The organism is Streptomyces sp. 549 (assembly GCF_030124175.1).
GTDB lineage: Bacteria > Actinomycetota > Actinomycetes > Streptomycetales > Streptomycetaceae > Streptomyces.
The window spans coordinates 18,156-34,025 of record NZ_JASKMT010000007.1 but is presented as its reverse complement, the minus strand read 5'-3'; the positions used below and the strand labels follow the sequence as shown (position 1 = coordinate 34,025).

The following is a 15,870-nucleotide window of genomic DNA, read 5'->3' as shown; positions in this document are numbered from 1 at the left end:
ACAATGGGTCACGGTGCGGGGCCAGGCCGCGAAAGGCCCCGCACCGTGACCACTTGAGTATGTTTCAGGTCACCTGATCCAGCGTGTTCCGAATCCCCAGTGCTGGTTCACCTTACGGCGATGCTTTCCATAGCTCTTCTCTCTCCGAAAGCCATCTGCCCATCTGCGTGCAGTCTGAGGGGTCCCTGCCTGTCGCCACCGTGCTATGGCTCCACCACTGAAGGCTGTCGCCGCGCCGAAGGCTGCGTTTCGGTAGTACCCTGACCGGCTTCTCCTAGCCGTTCCAATGCGGTAGTTCGCCGTGCCGCCGGCAGCACCGAGCGCCGCTCCAATGAAGAGTCCGCCAGCTCCGGCGCAGACTCCTGCGGTGGCAGCAAGGCACGCTGCTCCTGCGACGCCGATGCCAGCTGCCGCTGCCCAGCCGTAGAACTTACGATTCCTGCGGATGTGCCGGCCTACACCACTCTTCTTGAAGCTCTTCCACTTCTTCTTGGCCCAACCCCACTTGCCGTCCAGATCGTACCGGTTGAGCGGGTCAGCATTGACGTACTCGTAAGCGTTGGCGTTGCCGCCATAAACGGGGTCGATGGACAGGAAGCGTCCGGTGGCTGGGTTGTAGAGACGAACTCCCATGAGGACGAGACCGGTGAGTGTCTCGGTGGAGCGCTGTTTGGCGCCAAGCCAGTTGTAGCGTGTCGCTGGCTGCCCGGCACGGGGGTTTCCGTACTCATCGCTGTCCAGCGCGATCGGAGCCCTGCCCCCAGTGAGCGGGAGCTGAAGAGCCACGCCTCCGTGGATGGTCGTCACCTGTAGAACGGTGTCGCCCGTCTTACCTGTAGTCGCGGCCAGGTCGCCGGATGCCGAGTTGACATTGCGCGTCAAAGCGCCGGAGGCGGTGTCCTCGACGATCCAGCGGGGATTGTCCCCATCACCGCTGTAGTGGTTCAGCTTGGACTGCTCCTGAGTCCAGGTGGCGCCGCTGCCGGCTTCAACTTTCCAGGAGCGGAAGCGGTGGTTGGCGTCGAGCTGCCAGGTCTGGCGCTTGCCGTTGGCAGTCTGCTGGCGGACGAGGTCGTTGGCGTAGTAGCCAATCGTGCCGTTGCCCGGGGCAGTCGTGGTGCGGCCGAAGGAGTCGTAGACGTAGCCGGTGTCCACGAGGCGGTCGGCGCTGTCGTAGGTGTGGTTGGTGGTACTGCCTCCCGTGGTGGGGCAGTCCGCGCCGGGAGTACCGGTCGCGGAAGTCCGGGTCTTGCGGTTGGTGCGGTTGTCGAAGGTGTACGTCCGCCTGGTGCAGACAGTGTTCGCGGTGTCCTCGACGGTGATGAGTCGGCCGGTGGTGTCGTAGCGGTAGGTCTGGTCGGACCAGCCGGCGTGGCTGGTGACCTGGCTGTGGATGGATTCGGTCACCGTGTCGGAGTAGACGATCGTGCCGTCGCTGTCCCGCGTGTAGGTGCGGTCGAGCACCGAGCCGGTGGTGTCCTCGGTCTGCTTGACCGTGTAGCCGCCGGGCAGCTTCTCGCTGCTGACAGAGCCGTCAGCGTCATAGGCTGCGCGGAAGGTGCCCGCGACAGAGTCAGCGGTGCTAGTGGCCATGCCGCGCGGCTCTACAGTGTGGTCGTAGCTGTAGGTAACCGTAGACGGCGCGGTGTCGGTGACCTTGACTGGCCGGTCGAGCAGATCGTATTCGGTCTTGGTCGTTCCCCCGTCCACGTCCGTGTACGAGATCAGGCGGCCGAGCTTGTCGTAGACCCTGATGATCGTGCCGCCGGTGGACGACATCGTCTTGACGGCCTGCCCGGTGGCCGGATCGTACTCAGTGGAGGTCTCCGGAACTGCCTGACCGATGCCACCAGTCATCGCGGTCTTGGTCGCGCGTCCGGCGTTGTCATAGGTGGTGGTCGTGGTCCGGGTAACGCCGTTGGCAGCCTCGGTGACCTTGGCAGGGTTACCCCACCAGTCATACTCGGTGGTCGTGGTCGGCAGCTGTGCCGGGTTGGCGCCGCCGCCGGTGATGGTGCCGGCCGGGCCGGTGGAACAGACCAGGTCAGCCCATTCAGGGCGGCCCTGGCAGGCACCGGTGCCCGTAGCGGCCCAGTAGGTGGTCACGTTGGTGGCCGCGTCCGTGCCTGTGGCTCCGGGAAGGAGCCGCTTGGTGACACGTCCCTGGGCGTCGTACTCGGTGGCCTCAGCGATCGCCAGGCCACCGGGATCCTTGACCGTCTTCGTCGGGAGGCCCATAGCCCAGTCATAGACAGTCTGCGTGGCGCGAGCTTCACCGAGGACGGCGGAGTGCTCCCGGACCTGGGCACCGATGGTGGCCTTGGTGACTTGGTCCTTTACCTTGGCAGTGCCGTCGGTTGGACGTCCGGCATCGTACTCGTTGACCGTCCAGGTGCGGGCGGTCACCGACGTGCCGGCAGATACCAGCGTCGCGTTTCCGGACTTCAGGTCTGCGGCGAGTTCGATCCGCCGCAGTGGGCCGAGCTCCTCCAGTTCGCGTGTGCCGGTCTCGTTGTAGACCGACTTCGTGGCGAGCAGGTCGGCACGCTCGATGGCAGGGAGCTGGCCGATCCCCAGGTCTGCCTGGGTAGCCCTGTCGTCAGCGGTCAGGCCGAGGGCGATGGCGCGGTTGCCGGCCGACAGCTCGCGGACGGTGTTGCCGAAGCGATCGTACTCGGTGGCGGAGATATGGCCGCCTGGAGAGACCGCGTTGACCTGGCGGCCGGAGACGCCCAGGTAGGTGACCTGGGCGCGCTTGTAATCGGCGGCAGCAAGGGAGGTGCCGGAGTGGGAGGCAGGGACAGCGTCGGCCGGGAAGACGGCAGTGGCGTCGGTGGGGGCGTCGGTCTGGCCCCATGCCTTCACATCGGCGGCGCCCATCTTGTAGGGGGCAGTGGCACTGGTCAGCGGTACGTCATAGACGACGCTGGTGGCAGCAAACCCGGACTCGGTATCCGTTGTGCCCTGCTGCAGTGCGGGGCGCGATGCCTTGAGGAGCATGCCTTCACCGGCGGTTACGGCGTTGCCGGCCTTGCCATAGGTGAACGTCCACGGCACCTCGCCTGGCCCGGCCAGCTGGATCACGCGGCCAGCGCTGTCGTAATCGTACTCGGTCTTCAGCGACGGGGTGATTTGCGGATTCCACGTCTGGCGCAGGCGACCACTGCCGTCGTAGAGATACATCTGGACGGACTTGGCAGTCGCCGAGCCAGCGCCTGGGGCGGTGGACCACAGGCGAATTTCCTTCACCTGACCGGCCACGTCGCCGAAGGTGGCGTCGGTGGCGGTAGTGGAAGCGCCGTAAACGAACTCCATGACACGGCAGCCCCTAGTGGCCGGATCGGCCGTGCAGGCGGCGGCGGTCGCGGCCGCGGTCGGAGCAAGGATCTGCTTGGGGCGAGCGACCTTCTTGTTGTCGACGGTCACCGTCTCGGAAACGATGGTGGTCGTGCTGTTCGTCAGGCCATCCAACAGTGTGCTGGACACCTGCCAGGTGGTGGCCGCCGTGTCAGGCTTGGTGAACGCGGTTACTGTGCCCTCAGTGTCGGACAGAGTGAAAGAGCTGGTGGTACTGCCCTTCAGTGTCAGGTCCTCGGCGCCTGGCTCAGGGATCCAACTTGTCTTTGCCGCGTTCGCGGTGAAGTGTGTCTCCTCACCCTCTGCGTCGATGACCGCTACTGCAGTATCGGACACCTTGCGGATATGGGAGAAATCCGATTCCGTCTGCTCCGCCGCAGTGCCAACCAGCCACTCCTCGCCGAAGATGGGTGCCTGGCCTTCCTGCTTGGCACCCTTGTCCGGGACGCGGGAGGAAGCCGTACGCGAAACCGAAAGGTCGAAGCCGGACGCGTCGGTGGCGGAGAGTGTGTAGTCACCCGTCAGCAGGTTGACCGACCCCGGGCCCACTGCGCTATCGGCGGCGCCGGACGCGTCACGGTCCACTATCACGCTCAGCGGCAGTGTGCTCGCACTGGCAGATTGGGGGCCGGTGAAGTCGGCCTTGACCTGCACCGTGCCGTCCGGGTCGACGGTATCGGTGGCATTCCACACCAGCGGTGCATTCTTGCCGCCGCTCATCGGCACGGGCCACGCGGCCAGTGCGGTACCGCCCGAGGTCACGTCACCCGCAGGGATCCTCGTCCACGAGTCGGCCTCGGAGCGCCGCCAGAAGAAAGACACGGAGTCGTACTTGCCCGCCTCAGCCTCAGCGACGAGCGGAAGGCGGCGCACAGTGCGCTCACCGTCGGAGGGCTGAACGAAGCCGCCCGGTCCCGCGTGGAAGGTGTAATCAGTCGTCTCGGACTGGTTGTCTGCCTTGTCGACTTGCCGCACCTGCAGGGTGTGAGTTCCGTCCTGGGGCGGAGTGATGGAGATGGGCTTGGAGGCGGTTGAACCGGATGTTCCGACCTTGGTCCACGTCACGCCGTCCAGGGACCACTCGAGCCAGTTGTGGTCGGTGCCGTTCGGCGTGACGGTGAAAGTGCCGGCCTGACCCGCTCCCTTAACCCACGCGTTCGTCGGGTAGTCCGTCGACATGATCTTTGTGGGGGCGGAGGGGGCGGCGGTGTCGACGGTGAAGGTCTTCCAGGCTGACCAGCCGGTGTTGTAGTGCGCGCCGTCGTAGGGGTTGGTGCGGAATTTGTAGGTCTTACCGTTGGTCAGTACGCCTGCCGGGACGGTCACGGAGGCGACTTGTCCGGAGGGTACGTATTTGGAGACGAGGACATTGCCGACCTGGGCGTTGGTGGCGTTGTCGAAGATCTGGAAGGTGCCGTTGACCTTGTCCCCGTCAGCGTCGACGAAGGTGTCGCGCAGGGTGGGGGTGGTGGTGTTGACGGTGTAGGAGCCGCCGTAGGAGAAGTACGGCGGGCCGGCTTCCTGCTTGGTCCCGGTGCGTGGCCGGTAGTTGTAGGTGACGACCAGTTTGGGCGGGTTGGCGGCGGCGTTCGCGGAGTTGACCCGCTTCCACTGCCGCGTGATGCTCTCGTCAGCGGCGCGCAGGCCCATGTGGGACCGGGATGCCTTGGCGGAGGCCCATTCCTGCACCAGCGTGGTCACGTTGGCGTTGATCCAGCCGGCGGGCTGGGTCGAGCAGGAGGGATTGCCTCGGGTCTCCGAGGAGGTGGCTTTCTGCGCCGTCCAGGCCGGCTGGTTCGGCGCTGCCCATCGTGAGGATGTTGACGCAGCCCCGGTGGACCACACCTCCCACGGCTGGGTGGGGCAGGAGGTACCGGTGTAGTTGCTGGAGTGGAAGTTCCACAGGGAAAGCTTCGCGTCCATCACCAGGGCGTCGGAGATCGGCGCGGTGTTCCAGGTGATGAAGGAGCGGGCGGTGCGCGGGGTGCCGTCGGCGTTCTTCGTGCCGGGGTTGCCCAGGTCGAGTTCGGTGTCGGTGGACCAGTCGCGGGTTTCGCCCTGCTGGACGTAGGTGTCGAAGACGTTCGACAGTGCCGAGGTGGACGGGTCCACCGTGACGGGGTACTTCGTCTTCGGGTCGGTGAGGAAGTCGGCGTCGGGGGTGACGACCAAGTCCACGCCGTCGTCGGTCTTGACGACCTTCAGGCCGACCTCGGCCCGGTTGGTGTGCTCGCCGGAGGCCTTGTCCACCGAGGCGTCCCACATCACCGGTGCGGGCATCACGGCCCGCTTCTTCTTTCCCGACTTGGCGTCGGTGAACACCAGGCTGCCGTCCTTGAGCTGCTTGACCTTCAGCCCTTCGGTCTCCAGCGGCAGCGTGTAGGAGTAGGCGCCTGTGGTGGGGCGCTTGTTGATTTCGACGAACTGCTCGAAGCCGGTCCGCGTGGCCTCCACGACCACGTCAGCGTCCGGCAGGGCGTCAGGGTAGGTGGCGCGGGTGCCGTCCAGTTTCGGCGCGGGCAGGCCGCCCCTCCACTGGAGCGTGATCTGCTCGTCGTCGCTGCCCAGTGTCACCAGGTCACGGGCGGGCGCTTTCGCCGCTGCCGCGAGTGACTTCGGCAGCGCACCTCCCTTGCCTGCCAGGCTCAGTCCTGCCGGGTGTGCCTGGGCCTCGACCGAGCCGTCCGACCGCCGCACCAGGTCGACATCGACGTCGACCCACTGCCCGTCGCGCTGGAAGCGGATCGGCCCTGACGACATCTCAGTCGTCAGGCTGCCGTCTTTGTTCACCCATGTCGTCGAGGTCTCCGTCCGCTCCGACAGAGCCTCGACCCGCTTGCCCGACAACCGGGCCGCCACCTTCGCCGAAGCGATGTCGGCCGCCTGCGTCGCAGCGGGCTTCGACTCCTTCTCCACCACCGGCTGCTGCGGCGGTGCCGCGCTCGCGCCTTCGACGAGAGTGACGGACATCAGCAGAGCAAGGCCGCCAGCAGTCCAGCGCACCCGCCTGCTTCCCAATCCCCCGATACGCCGTGGTCTCCCAAAGGGAGGCGTATCCCCTATACCGCTCAAAGCACTTCCTGTCTCTTGTAAGAGAAAGCTAACCGTGAGGAAAAATATCGAGCGAGTAAAGATGCCAAGTGCGTATTTATGGACAGCAAGTGGGCTCCGAGCGATCAGGAGTGAACGTGATGTGTATCACTTGCAACGGTTCGGTGAAGCCATCTTTCACCCGAAGAGCACACAGGGTTCCTGTAATTCGCTTCCCACCCAAAGAACCGTCAAATAGATGTTCTCGGACAGCGTTGACATGCAACTCCGCACGAGCGGAGACGTGTTGGCACCGGCGTGCCCGGTCCCGGAGCCCCGTGGCGAGGAGGGCAGAGTCTGCCGACCATCTGTATCCGCTACTGTCCGAGCCGATGAGGCGCTGCGTCAGGTCTCGTTCGACCACAACACAAGAGAATCAAGGGCCGATATGAGATCGCGTCGAATATGGGGCACGGCTGCCGCGGTGGCGGCAGGGGTGTCGGGGGTGCTGGTGTTCCAGGGGATCGGCAGCCCTCCCGGGGGGAGCGTCGGCGACGATGGCAAAGCGGGGCAGGCGAAGCGTCCGGTGGAGGTCGAGGTCCGCTCGGCCGCGCTGAAGGTGGCCGAGGGCGGACGGAGTGCGGCCTCGGGGCAGCGCGACGTCGCACCGTTCAGCATGCTGGGAGTGACCTGGACCGATCCGGCGGCCCGCGTCGTAGGTACGGTCCAGGCGCGGACGCGAGCGGTGGGGACGAAGAACTGGTCCGACTGGCTGGCCCTGGACGGCGACAGTGGGCAGGGTGAGCGGGGGGCCAGGCGCGGTGGCACGGAGCCGGCCTGGGTAGGACCGTCCGACGCGGTCGAGGTGCGAGTGGAGGCAGGGGGTAAGGCTTCGGCCGGGCTGCCGAAGGGCTTGCGTCTGGACATGGTCGATCCCGGGAGGGCGACCGTCACCGGGATGGAGCCTGCCGCGTTCACCGTGGACGATCCCGCCGTGGAGCCCTCACAGCCCGAGGAACCGAGCGTCTCAGCAGAGCCGACCCCGACCGAGGGGGAGCCGACGTCCGAGCCGGAGCCCGAGCCGTCAGGGACAGGCAGTACGCCGGTCCCGAGCACGCCGGCGGTGAGCCCGGAGCCCACCGCGCCGTCTTCGCCGCCGGTCTCGACTCCGTCCCCGTCGGCCAGCGCGACGAGCACCGTCCCGCCCGCGCCGCCGTCCACGGCACCCAGGCCGCCGATCACCGACCGGGCCGGCTGGGGTGCGGATGAGTCGATCACTCCGGAAGAGGCCGGCTACCTGCCCGACGGTCGGGTCAAGGCTGTGGTGGTGCACCACACAGCCGAGTCGAACTCCTACACCTGCGACCAGGCCCCCGAGGTCGTGCGCGGCATCTACGCCTACCACGTGCAAACACTGGGCTGGAAGGACATGGGGTACAACTTCCTGGTCGACAAGTGCGGCAAGATCTACGAGGGCCGTAAGGGCGGCGTGGACCGCCCCGTCATGGGGGCCCACGCCTACGGCTTCAACTCCGAGACGACCGGCATCTCTATTCTCGGCACCTACACCGACACTGCCGCCTCCAGCGCGGCCCTCACCGCCGTCAGCCGCATCGCCGCCTGGAAACTGGGCCAGTACGGCGTCGACGCCAGCACCAACGCGACCCTCACCGCGGGCGCCAGCGGCCGCAACTACTACGGCAAGACATGGGCGAAGGGCGCGCAAATGACGCTTCCCGCCATCCATGGACACCGCGACGGCTACAACACCCAGTGCCCCGGCAACCGGCTCTACGACCAGTTGGCCACCGTCCGCTCCCGCGCCGCTGGCCCGGTGACCGGCCTGGCGGTCACCTCCATCACCGGCGCCGGACAGGCAGGGACCACCTACTACACCAAGGCCGGCATCACCGTCGCCTGGAAGGCCACCACGCCGGCCTCGCTCATTGCCCGCTACGACCTGCTGGTCGATGGCAAGACCGTCGCGACCACCGCAGGAACTGCCACCGCCGCCACAGCGACCCTGACCGCAGGCACCCACACCGTCGCCGTCCGCGCCATCCACGTCTCAGGCAAGACCGCCGCCACCGCCGCCGCCACCGTGATCGCCGACACCACCGCCCCGACCTTCACCACGAAGCCGAACCTGGCGCTGCGCACCGGGACCGTAAACGCCACCGCCGTACCCGTCACACTCCGTTGGAAGGCCAACGACAACGCGGCCCTGAAGGAGGTGCGACTGACCCAGCCGGTGGCCAAGACCTACCTCCCGGCAACTGCCAGTGCCTCCCACACCGCCGCCTCGGGCAAGGCCACCACCTACTCGATGACCGCTCATGACCAGGCCGGCAACACGGCAGCCACCTCGGTGGCCGGCACCCCGGTGATCCTCCAGGAGACCTCAGGCGTCAAGTCCGGCACCTGGGCGACGCGCTCGTCCACCAGCTACCTGGGCGGCAAGTCCTACTCCAGCTCCACCAAGAACGCCGCCCTCACCTGGACCTTCACCGGCCGCTCCACCGCCTGGATCGTCTCGCGAAGCTCCACCTCCGGTCAGGCCCACATCTACGTCGACGGCACCAAAACCGCCACCGTCGACCTGAAATCAGCCACCACCAAGTACCGCGACGCCATTTGGACCCAGACCTGGCCCACCAGCGCCAAGCACACCATCAAGATCGTCGTCGTCGGCACCAAGGACCGCCCCACCGTCACCACCGACGGGCTCGTCTACCTCAAGTAGGCGAACAGTGACAGGAACAAGCGTGGGGTGGTGCGTTCCGCTGACACGGAAGGCACCACCCCGCGCAGAGTCGGGCCAGGGCGCGCTGCGCGCCGAACCGCCCCGCACCACGGCCTCACTCTCGGCGTCACGCGGGAAGACTCCAGCAGCGGTTCGCGTCCTGAGCTGCGTCGTCGGTAGTGGCAGCGGCGGGCGACGGCTTGTGTCTTCTCCAAGTCGACCGCTTCAGTGCATGGGTGACGGGATCGCGGTCGGCTCGCGGGTGGAGTAGGAGGGTGTCCAGGATCTGCGGGATCTCTGCCTCGGTGAGCGGGACGAGGACTGATCCATTTCTGCAGCCCCTTTGCCGGCCTCGCCGCCGGCCTGGGGCTGTGCTGTGAGTGCGACCCGGACGGCGTGGGCGGGCATCGCCAGGGTGATGTGCCGATACCAGCCGGGATGGCGGCGGACCTCGTACTCGTCCGGGCCGCACTCGTTCTTCGCGGTCTGGAAGCGCTCCTCGATCGCCCAGCGGGAGCCGGCCACCCGGGCCAGCTCGGCGATCTCGATGCCGACGGGCGCGTAGGTGCGCCGCCGCATCACACGCGGGCAAGTATGAGCCTGCCACTCGGGCCCCGCCGATGCAGGCGGAGTCTCCTGACAGATCTGGCACGGCAGCGACGGCCGTGGGACCGCCCCACGACGCTCTCCCAGGCAACCGCCACAAAAAGCCAAGTCAGACGCATCTGAAGTGTGCTGACACGCTGCGACAGCGGGTCGGTACCGCACGGCGCGCGGCCAGTACCGCACGGAGAACAGCCGCGAGAACCACGTTTCCCCAGGTCAGATCGATTCTGCCCTGGGGATGTGGTGGGGCGGGTGGGACTCGAACCCATAAGCGTGACGCCTCTCACCTGCGACGATGCCGAAACGACGCACATAGCCACCCGTTTCCATCCGGCGGCATCCTCCTCGATCCGGCTGGAACGGGGGACCGTGCAGCGTTCGCTGCACCAGTCCTTCCTCACTTCAACGCGACCACAGCCACCGAGGCGTAGGCGGCCCCACATTCGAGGGGCAACGAATCACCCCGGGCTGCGGCGAGCTTCGTGAACTCCCTGACACCATTACCAACCCAGGGCGCGGTTACCTTCCGTAGCGGACTGGCCGACGGCGAAAGCATCGGATCGTGACGTCGCCAGCGGTACGACGTTCGGAAGAATGCCGCGCAGGTGCGGAACGGCAGTGCGTCGCGGGCGATGCCCTGCATCAGCTCGCCGTCGGTGTGCTCCGCCTGGCAGGGCGGAACAACATCACCGAGGGCCTACGCCGCCACGGACGGGATATCACCCGGTCGGCGGCGACCCGCGGACTCACATGATCCATGGGGGGGGGAGGGACATCAGCCGCGTTTCACAGCGACGACTGGAACATACCGCTGCAGGTCGGAGGCTTCCAGACGGATGCGCCCCTAGAATTCTAGTCCCACTTGAGTCTGCACTCAATCGATACTAGAATCATTGGCGTGAAGCGAAGAGACCCCATGAAACGGCTGAAGCAGATCGCAGCTGAGAAGGAGGTTGACTTCACGGGGCCGGAAGGCAGCGGACGGGGTCGGCACGAGACGTACAAGATCGGCGCCGTCAAGATCCATGTCCCCCGGCACTCCGAGATCGCGGAGGGCACCGCCGCATCGATCATCCGGACGGCCGAGGAGGCGTAAGCCCCCTCGACCTCCGGGCCAACCGTCCGCACACCATCGAACTGAGCAAAAAGGGGCGCACTGAATGACCACGCACAAGGCAACAGCAGAGCGTCAGGGACGCTTCTGGGTCGTGAGCATCGACGGCCTTCCAAAAGGAGAGCAGAACGTCACGCAGGGCCTCACCTGGACCGAGGCCCACGACAACGCGCGTGATCTGGTCAGCCTCGTTCTGGACATCGAGGACGATCCGGCTGCCTACACCGTCGACCTCATCCCGGCCGACCCGGCGATGTTCGAGGTCATTCGGGAAGCCGAAGAAGCCGACGCTGCCGCACAAGAGGCAGAGAGGCGCCGCCGCGTAGCGATGACACGAGCAGCAAAGACACTCGTCGGCCTCGGACTGACGCAGGCCGAAGCAGGACGCATGCTCGGCGTCACACACCAGCGCATCGCCCAGCTCGCACCCAAGGCACGGAAAAAGAGCGCCGAAAAGAAGCCCGTTGCCGCCTGACAGGCATGACGTGAGTGGTGGTTCCACTGACGGCCCGACGGGGGTGTCATGAATTCCTGATAGACCGGGCTGCATACAAAGCGAGTGGTGGCCGTGGTTGCTGACGGGGCAGGCATCTCGCCGCAGATCGACTGCGCGACCTGCGGATGACGTCGTGCCCGCCCGAGTAGGAGACCTCACCGGCACGCTGCTGCCGTCCGGCTGGCCCGCTGCAGTCGCACGTGCTCGACGCGCTCATTGCACTCGGCACCCGCCTCGCCGCCCCGTCGTCGGCGCGGGCGCGGTGTCGCGGCCCCATGAGCGCGACGGCGCCTGTACGCCGGTCTGGGCCCCCTGCGCGAGAGGCTTCGCCGCGCGGGGCGTGCGCGACGCTCAGCAACTGGCAGGTTTCCTCACCGCCCGGCTCGGTCTGCCCGCGCCCGGCGGTCAGCCAGTTTCCGAGGCGAGCACGAAGTCTTCAAACGCGACCACCTCCCCACCTCCCGCCGGTTGAGGCAGCGCCTCGGCCGTCAGGCTTCCGCCCAGAGCCAGCCATTCAAAGCTTCCCGATGACGGTGCTCGGGCGCGCGTGCAAGATCGACACGCGTTGAGTGGAACGCGGCGCCCCAACGGCGGTGGGAGCGCTCATAACCTCTCCTACGAGCACGGCACTGGGAAAGGCCAGTTCACAGCATCGCAGGGCTCGTCGCACCTGCCCTCGAGCGCCACGTTCGCTGCACCTCCGTGCCGCGTCCGCTACACGGAAAACGTCCCCGGAGAACACGTTTCCCCAGGTCAGATCGATTCTTCCCTGGGGCTGTGGTGGGGCGGGTGGGACTCGAACCCAAAAGGGAGACACGTCTCACCTGCGGAAACGCCACAGAGGCGGACATTCACACCCTGCTGCATCCCGCTGCGTCCGTCTCGGTCCCTGGCAACCGCATTGCCGTGCGGTACGTACCGCACGGCTTCAGACCCCCCTGTGCTTCGCGTGAGGGGGAAGATCTGCCCGGCACATCCGCTGGCAGACAGCCAATCGCGCGGCTCACCCGCAGTGCATGCCGCCGAGTCCGTTACCCCCAGCCTTGCCCCGTGCAGTCACACTCCGTATCGACCGGCGCCGGGACCACAGGCGTACCGGCGCCCAACGCGCCGGCCGCCATGTGGGTGCCGAGGCCGTCCAGCGCGTTCCGGCCTGATCACTGGGCGAGGAAGACCCCGGATCCGGCAGCGGGGCGGTGTGTGCCGGATCCGGGGTGGTTTTGGGGTGCTGCGGGGGTGTTACTTGACGGCTCCGGCGGTCATACCTCGGGTGAGGGAGCGCTGGAAGATGAGGAAGAAGATGACCATGGGGACGATGCCGAGGAGGGCTGCGGCGCTCATGGCGGTGGGGTCGCTGGTGTATTGGCCTTGCATGACGGACAGGCCGAGGGGGACGGTCTGGTTGTCGTTGGAGATGAGCAGGACGAGTGGGTAGAGGAACTCGTTCCAGCTCCAGACGAAGAAGAAGACGCACATCACCGAGAGGGTGGGCCAGCTCATGGGCAGGACGATGCGCCACAGAATGGTCCAGCGGCCGGCGCCGTCCATGGAGGCGGCTTCGATGAGTTCGCGGGGGAAGCTGGCGAAGACGGAGGAGAGCAGGTAGGTGCCGAAGGCGCTGTACGTGATGCCGACGAGGATGGTGTAGCCGAGCTTCCCGTCGTAGAGGCCCATCTCTTTGAAGAGATAGTAGATGGGGTAGACGAGGCCCTCTTGCGGCAGGACGTTGACGCCGAGGAAGAATATGAGGAAGGGAGTGCGCCAGCGGACGCGGCCGATGCCGATCGCGTAGGCGTTGAAGAGGGCGAGCAGGACGGCGATGAGGACGACGCCGAGGCTGATCTGGATGCTGTTGAAGAGTTTCTGGGTGAAGCCGACGCGTTCCCAGACTTCGGCGATGATGCTCCAGTTCCACTGGGCGGGCAGGGAGAGCGACCCGTTGCTGCGGAAGTCCGCGCTCGTCTTGAACGAGTTGAGCAGGATGACGATGAAGGGTGCGAGGAACGCGAGGACGAATACGGCGACGGCGGCCAGGACAGCGTAGGAGCCGGGGGTACGGCGGTTGCCCGTGGCTTTGGCCTTGCCCGCTTTGACCTTGCCCGCTTCGCGCCGGTGGCTGGGGGGCGCCGTGGGAGTGGTGGTGTGAGTGGTCATGGTCATCCGTCCTGGCGGGCCTGGCGGGTGAGCATCGTTCCGGCGATGATCAGCACGAGCAGGGTCATGGTGCTGGAGATCGCGGAGCCGTATCCGACGTCGGCGCGCTCGAAGAAGTTCTGGTAGGCGAAGTACGCGGGGACGAGAGTCGCGTTGCCGGGGCCGCCGCCGGTGAGGACGAAGATCTGGGCGAAGACCTTCAGGCCGGCGATGGTGGTGGTGACGAGTACGACGTAGACCTCGGGCCGCAGGATGGGCACGGTGATACGGGTGAAGCGCTGCCACCAGGTGGCTCCGTCGAGGGAGGCGGCTTCGTACAGTTCGGGGTCGATGCGCTGGAGCCCGGAGAGGAACAGCACCAAGGGGTAGCCGAGCTGCATCCAGACGAGGACGGCGAGGACGATCCACAGGGCGAGGTCGGGGTCGCCGAGCCAGTTCTGGGCCAGGGAGTTCAGGCCGATCTTTTCCAGAGCGCTGTTGACGGCGCCTTCGGGGGCGAGGATCCAGCCCCACATCAGGCCGGTGACGGCGACGGGGATGACCTGGGGGAGGTAGAGGCCGGAGCGGAAGAGGCTGACGAAGCCGTCTCCGTGCTTCTTGCCGATGTAGTCGAAGAGGAGGGCGGCGAGGAACAGCCCGAGGAGGGTGGGGACGACAGCGATGCCGACGATGACGAAGGCGATGTTGCGGAACGAGGCCCAGAAGTCGGCGTCGCTGAACAGGCGGGTGTAGTTGTCGAAGCCGATCCAGGTGGGGTCTCCCACGCCCTGCCATTGGGTGAGGCTGTAGTAGAAGGTCATCACCAGCGGGACGACGAGGAAGAGCAGGCTCAGCAGCAGGCCGGGGGCCAGGAAGACGGAGTACCCCGTGGGCCGCGGGTGACGTGTGGTTTTCACTGTTGCTCCAAGAGGGGCGGGACGGCGGCCCGGTGCGGGACGGGCCGCCGTCCCCGGGGAGAGGGGCTAACGCGCGGGTGGGGGCGGGTCAGCCTCAGCGCCGCGAGGCGGTGTACTTCTCGTAGGGGGCCTTGAGCTCGTCGAGGACGGCGTGGGGCTTGCCGCCGTTCATGAGGTTCTGGGTGGCGCTCATCCAGGTGTCGTAGTAGCCGGGTGCCGGCCAGTCCGGGTAGAAGGCGAGCCCGTTGCCGTCCTGGTAGCTGTTGAACGCGGTGATGAGCTCGCGGGACTTGGGGTTTTCGATGGAGTCCGGCTTCACCGCGAGCGGGACGCTGCCCTCTTCGCCGAGGATCTTCTGGATCTTGTCCGACATGGTGATGTCGATGAAGTCCTCGGCGAGCTCCTTGTTCTTCGCCTTGGCGGGCACGACCCAGTGGTTGCCGCCGGAGCCGAGGGTCTTCTTGCTGCCGGGGTAGGGGGCGGTGGACCAGGAGAAGTCGGTGATGTCGGTGGTCAAGCCGCCGAACCACCAGTTACCGCCGACCATGATCGGCCGCTTCTGCGAGACGAACTGCTCGGTCATGTCGCTGCCCTTGAGGCCGACGTCCTTCTTCTCGAAGTAGCCCTTGTCGAGCCAGTCCTTGTAGGTCTCGACCGCGTAGGTCCACTCGGGGCCGTGGAAGTCGACCTCGCCCTTGTAGAGCTGGTAGTCGTCGACCCAGGCGTCATTGGCCTTGGCCAGGGCCAGGAGGTAGAGCCAGTGGCCGGCGGGGTGGTCGTTGCCGGCGTTGGCGAGCGGGGTGATCCCGGCGGCCTTGAAGTCGGCCAGGGCGGCCTCGAAGCTCTGGAGGTCGGTGGGCTTGGTGATGTTGTGCTTCTTGAAGAGGTCGTCGTTGTAGTACGCCAGGACGAACTCGCCGTAGTTGGGGACGCCGTACCACTTTTCGCCGCCCATTTCACCGTTGGCGTCGTAGCGGGCGGTGACGGAGGCACTCTCGCTGATCTTCTTGTCCCAGCCGCGTTCCTTCGCGGTGGCGGTCAGATCGGTGAGCAGGCCCTGCTTGGCGAGCAGGCCAGTGGTGGCGTTGCCCTTGTTGTACTCCATGACGTCGGGCGCCTTGTCGGAGTTGAGGATCATGCCCGCGTTCTGCTGGATCTGCTCGAACGTCTTGCGTTCGAAGACGACCTTCACGTCGGGGTTGGTCTTCTTGAACTCGGCGATGGCCGCGTCCCAGGCGTTGCTGAGGGCGCCGTCCTCCTGCTCGTAGTGCCACAGGCGCAGGGTCTTGCCGTCTCCCTCGGCGGTGTCGGAGCCGCCGCCGCACGCGGCGAGGGGTGCGACGAGCGCCAGGGCGGACATGGCGAGGAGGGCTCGTCGTGTGGTGTGTCGTGTGGCACGGAAGCGCATGTTCGTCATGAGGATTCCTTGGGTGTGCGCGGATCGGGACGGCGCGGGGGGAGACGGTGCGGGATG

7 protein-coding genes and 1 pseudogene are annotated in these 15,870 nt (G+C 66.5%); 3 read left to right on the top strand and 5 right to left on the bottom strand.

Translation table 11 applies throughout. The features are described 5' to 3' along the window. Positions 1-69: 69 nt before the first annotated feature. Positions 70-6,327, bottom strand: coding sequence for a DNRLRE domain-containing protein (locus QNO07_RS10815; RefSeq protein WP_283991554.1), 6,258 nt, complete (start codon positions 6,325-6,327; stop codon positions 70-72). A gap of 508 nt (positions 6,328-6,835) precedes the next feature. Here QNO07_RS10815 and QNO07_RS10810 point away from each other — a divergent pair. Continuing rightward, positions 6,836-9,130: an N-acetylmuramoyl-L-alanine amidase gene (locus tag QNO07_RS10810; RefSeq protein ID WP_283991553.1), complete on the top strand. Its 2,295-nt coding sequence runs from the start codon at positions 6,836-6,838 to the stop codon at positions 9,128-9,130. Positions 9,131-9,355: 225 nt separating this feature from the next. Here QNO07_RS10810 and QNO07_RS10805 read toward each other — a convergent pair. Further along, positions 9,356-9,694 (bottom strand): annotated as a pseudogene (locus tag QNO07_RS10805) (IS701 family transposase); the annotation flags it as partial. Between the two features lie 958 nt (positions 9,695-10,652). Between QNO07_RS10805 and QNO07_RS10800 the strand changes: the two are divergent. Then, complete coding sequence (locus tag QNO07_RS10800; RefSeq protein WP_283991552.1) at positions 10,653-10,832, top strand: hypothetical protein; 180 nt, start codon at positions 10,653-10,655, stop codon at positions 10,830-10,832. Positions 10,833-10,896: 64 nt separating this feature from the next. Continuing rightward, positions 10,897-11,325, top strand: a complete 429-nt coding sequence (locus tag QNO07_RS10795; RefSeq protein ID WP_283991551.1) for a type II toxin-antitoxin system HicB family antitoxin — start codon at positions 10,897-10,899, stop codon at positions 11,323-11,325. A gap of 1,260 nt (positions 11,326-12,585) precedes the next feature. On the opposite strand, the gene QNO07_RS10790 is transcribed toward QNO07_RS10795, so the two are convergent. The 3 genes from QNO07_RS10790 to QNO07_RS10780 all read right to left on the bottom strand — a co-directional run bounded on the left by QNO07_RS10790 (position 12,586) and on the right by QNO07_RS10780 (position 15,813). After that, positions 12,586-13,500 carry a carbohydrate ABC transporter permease gene (locus QNO07_RS10790; protein WP_283991550.1) on the bottom strand — a complete coding sequence of 305 codons (915 nt, stop codon included), beginning with the start codon at positions 13,498-13,500 and terminating at the stop codon, positions 12,586-12,588. 2 nt (positions 13,501-13,502) lie between these two features. Next, on the bottom strand, positions 13,503-14,396 hold the full coding sequence (locus QNO07_RS10785; RefSeq protein WP_283991549.1) for a carbohydrate ABC transporter permease: 894 nt from the start codon (positions 14,394-14,396) through the stop codon (positions 13,503-13,505). Between the two features lie 94 nt (positions 14,397-14,490). Continuing rightward, the gene (locus QNO07_RS10780; RefSeq protein ID WP_283991548.1) at positions 14,491-15,813 is read right to left on the bottom strand and encodes an ABC transporter substrate-binding protein; all 1,323 of its coding nucleotides are present in this window, start codon (positions 15,811-15,813) and stop codon (positions 14,491-14,493) included. Positions 15,814-15,870 lie beyond the last annotated feature (57 nt).

Excerpts from the sequence above, each read along its gene's own strand:
- QNO07_RS10800 (WP_283991552.1), top strand. The coding sequence starts at position 10,653 with ATGAAACGGCTGAAGCAGATCGCAGCTGAGAAGGAGGTTGACTTCACG.
- QNO07_RS10810 (WP_283991553.1), top strand. The coding sequence starts at position 6,836 with ATGAGATCGCGTCGAATATGGGGCACGGCTGCCGCGGTGGCGGCAGGG.
- QNO07_RS10790 (WP_283991550.1), bottom strand. The coding sequence starts at position 13,500 with ATGACCACTCACACCACCACTCCCACGGCGCCCCCCAGCCACCGGCGC.
- QNO07_RS10815 (WP_283991554.1), bottom strand. The coding sequence starts at position 6,327 with ATGTCCGTCACTCTCGTCGAAGGCGCGAGCGCGGCACCGCCGCAGCAG.
- QNO07_RS10780 (WP_283991548.1), bottom strand. The coding sequence starts at position 15,813 with ATGACGAACATGCGCTTCCGTGCCACACGACACACCACACGACGAGCC.
- QNO07_RS10795 (WP_283991551.1), top strand. The coding sequence starts at position 10,897 with ATGACCACGCACAAGGCAACAGCAGAGCGTCAGGGACGCTTCTGGGTC.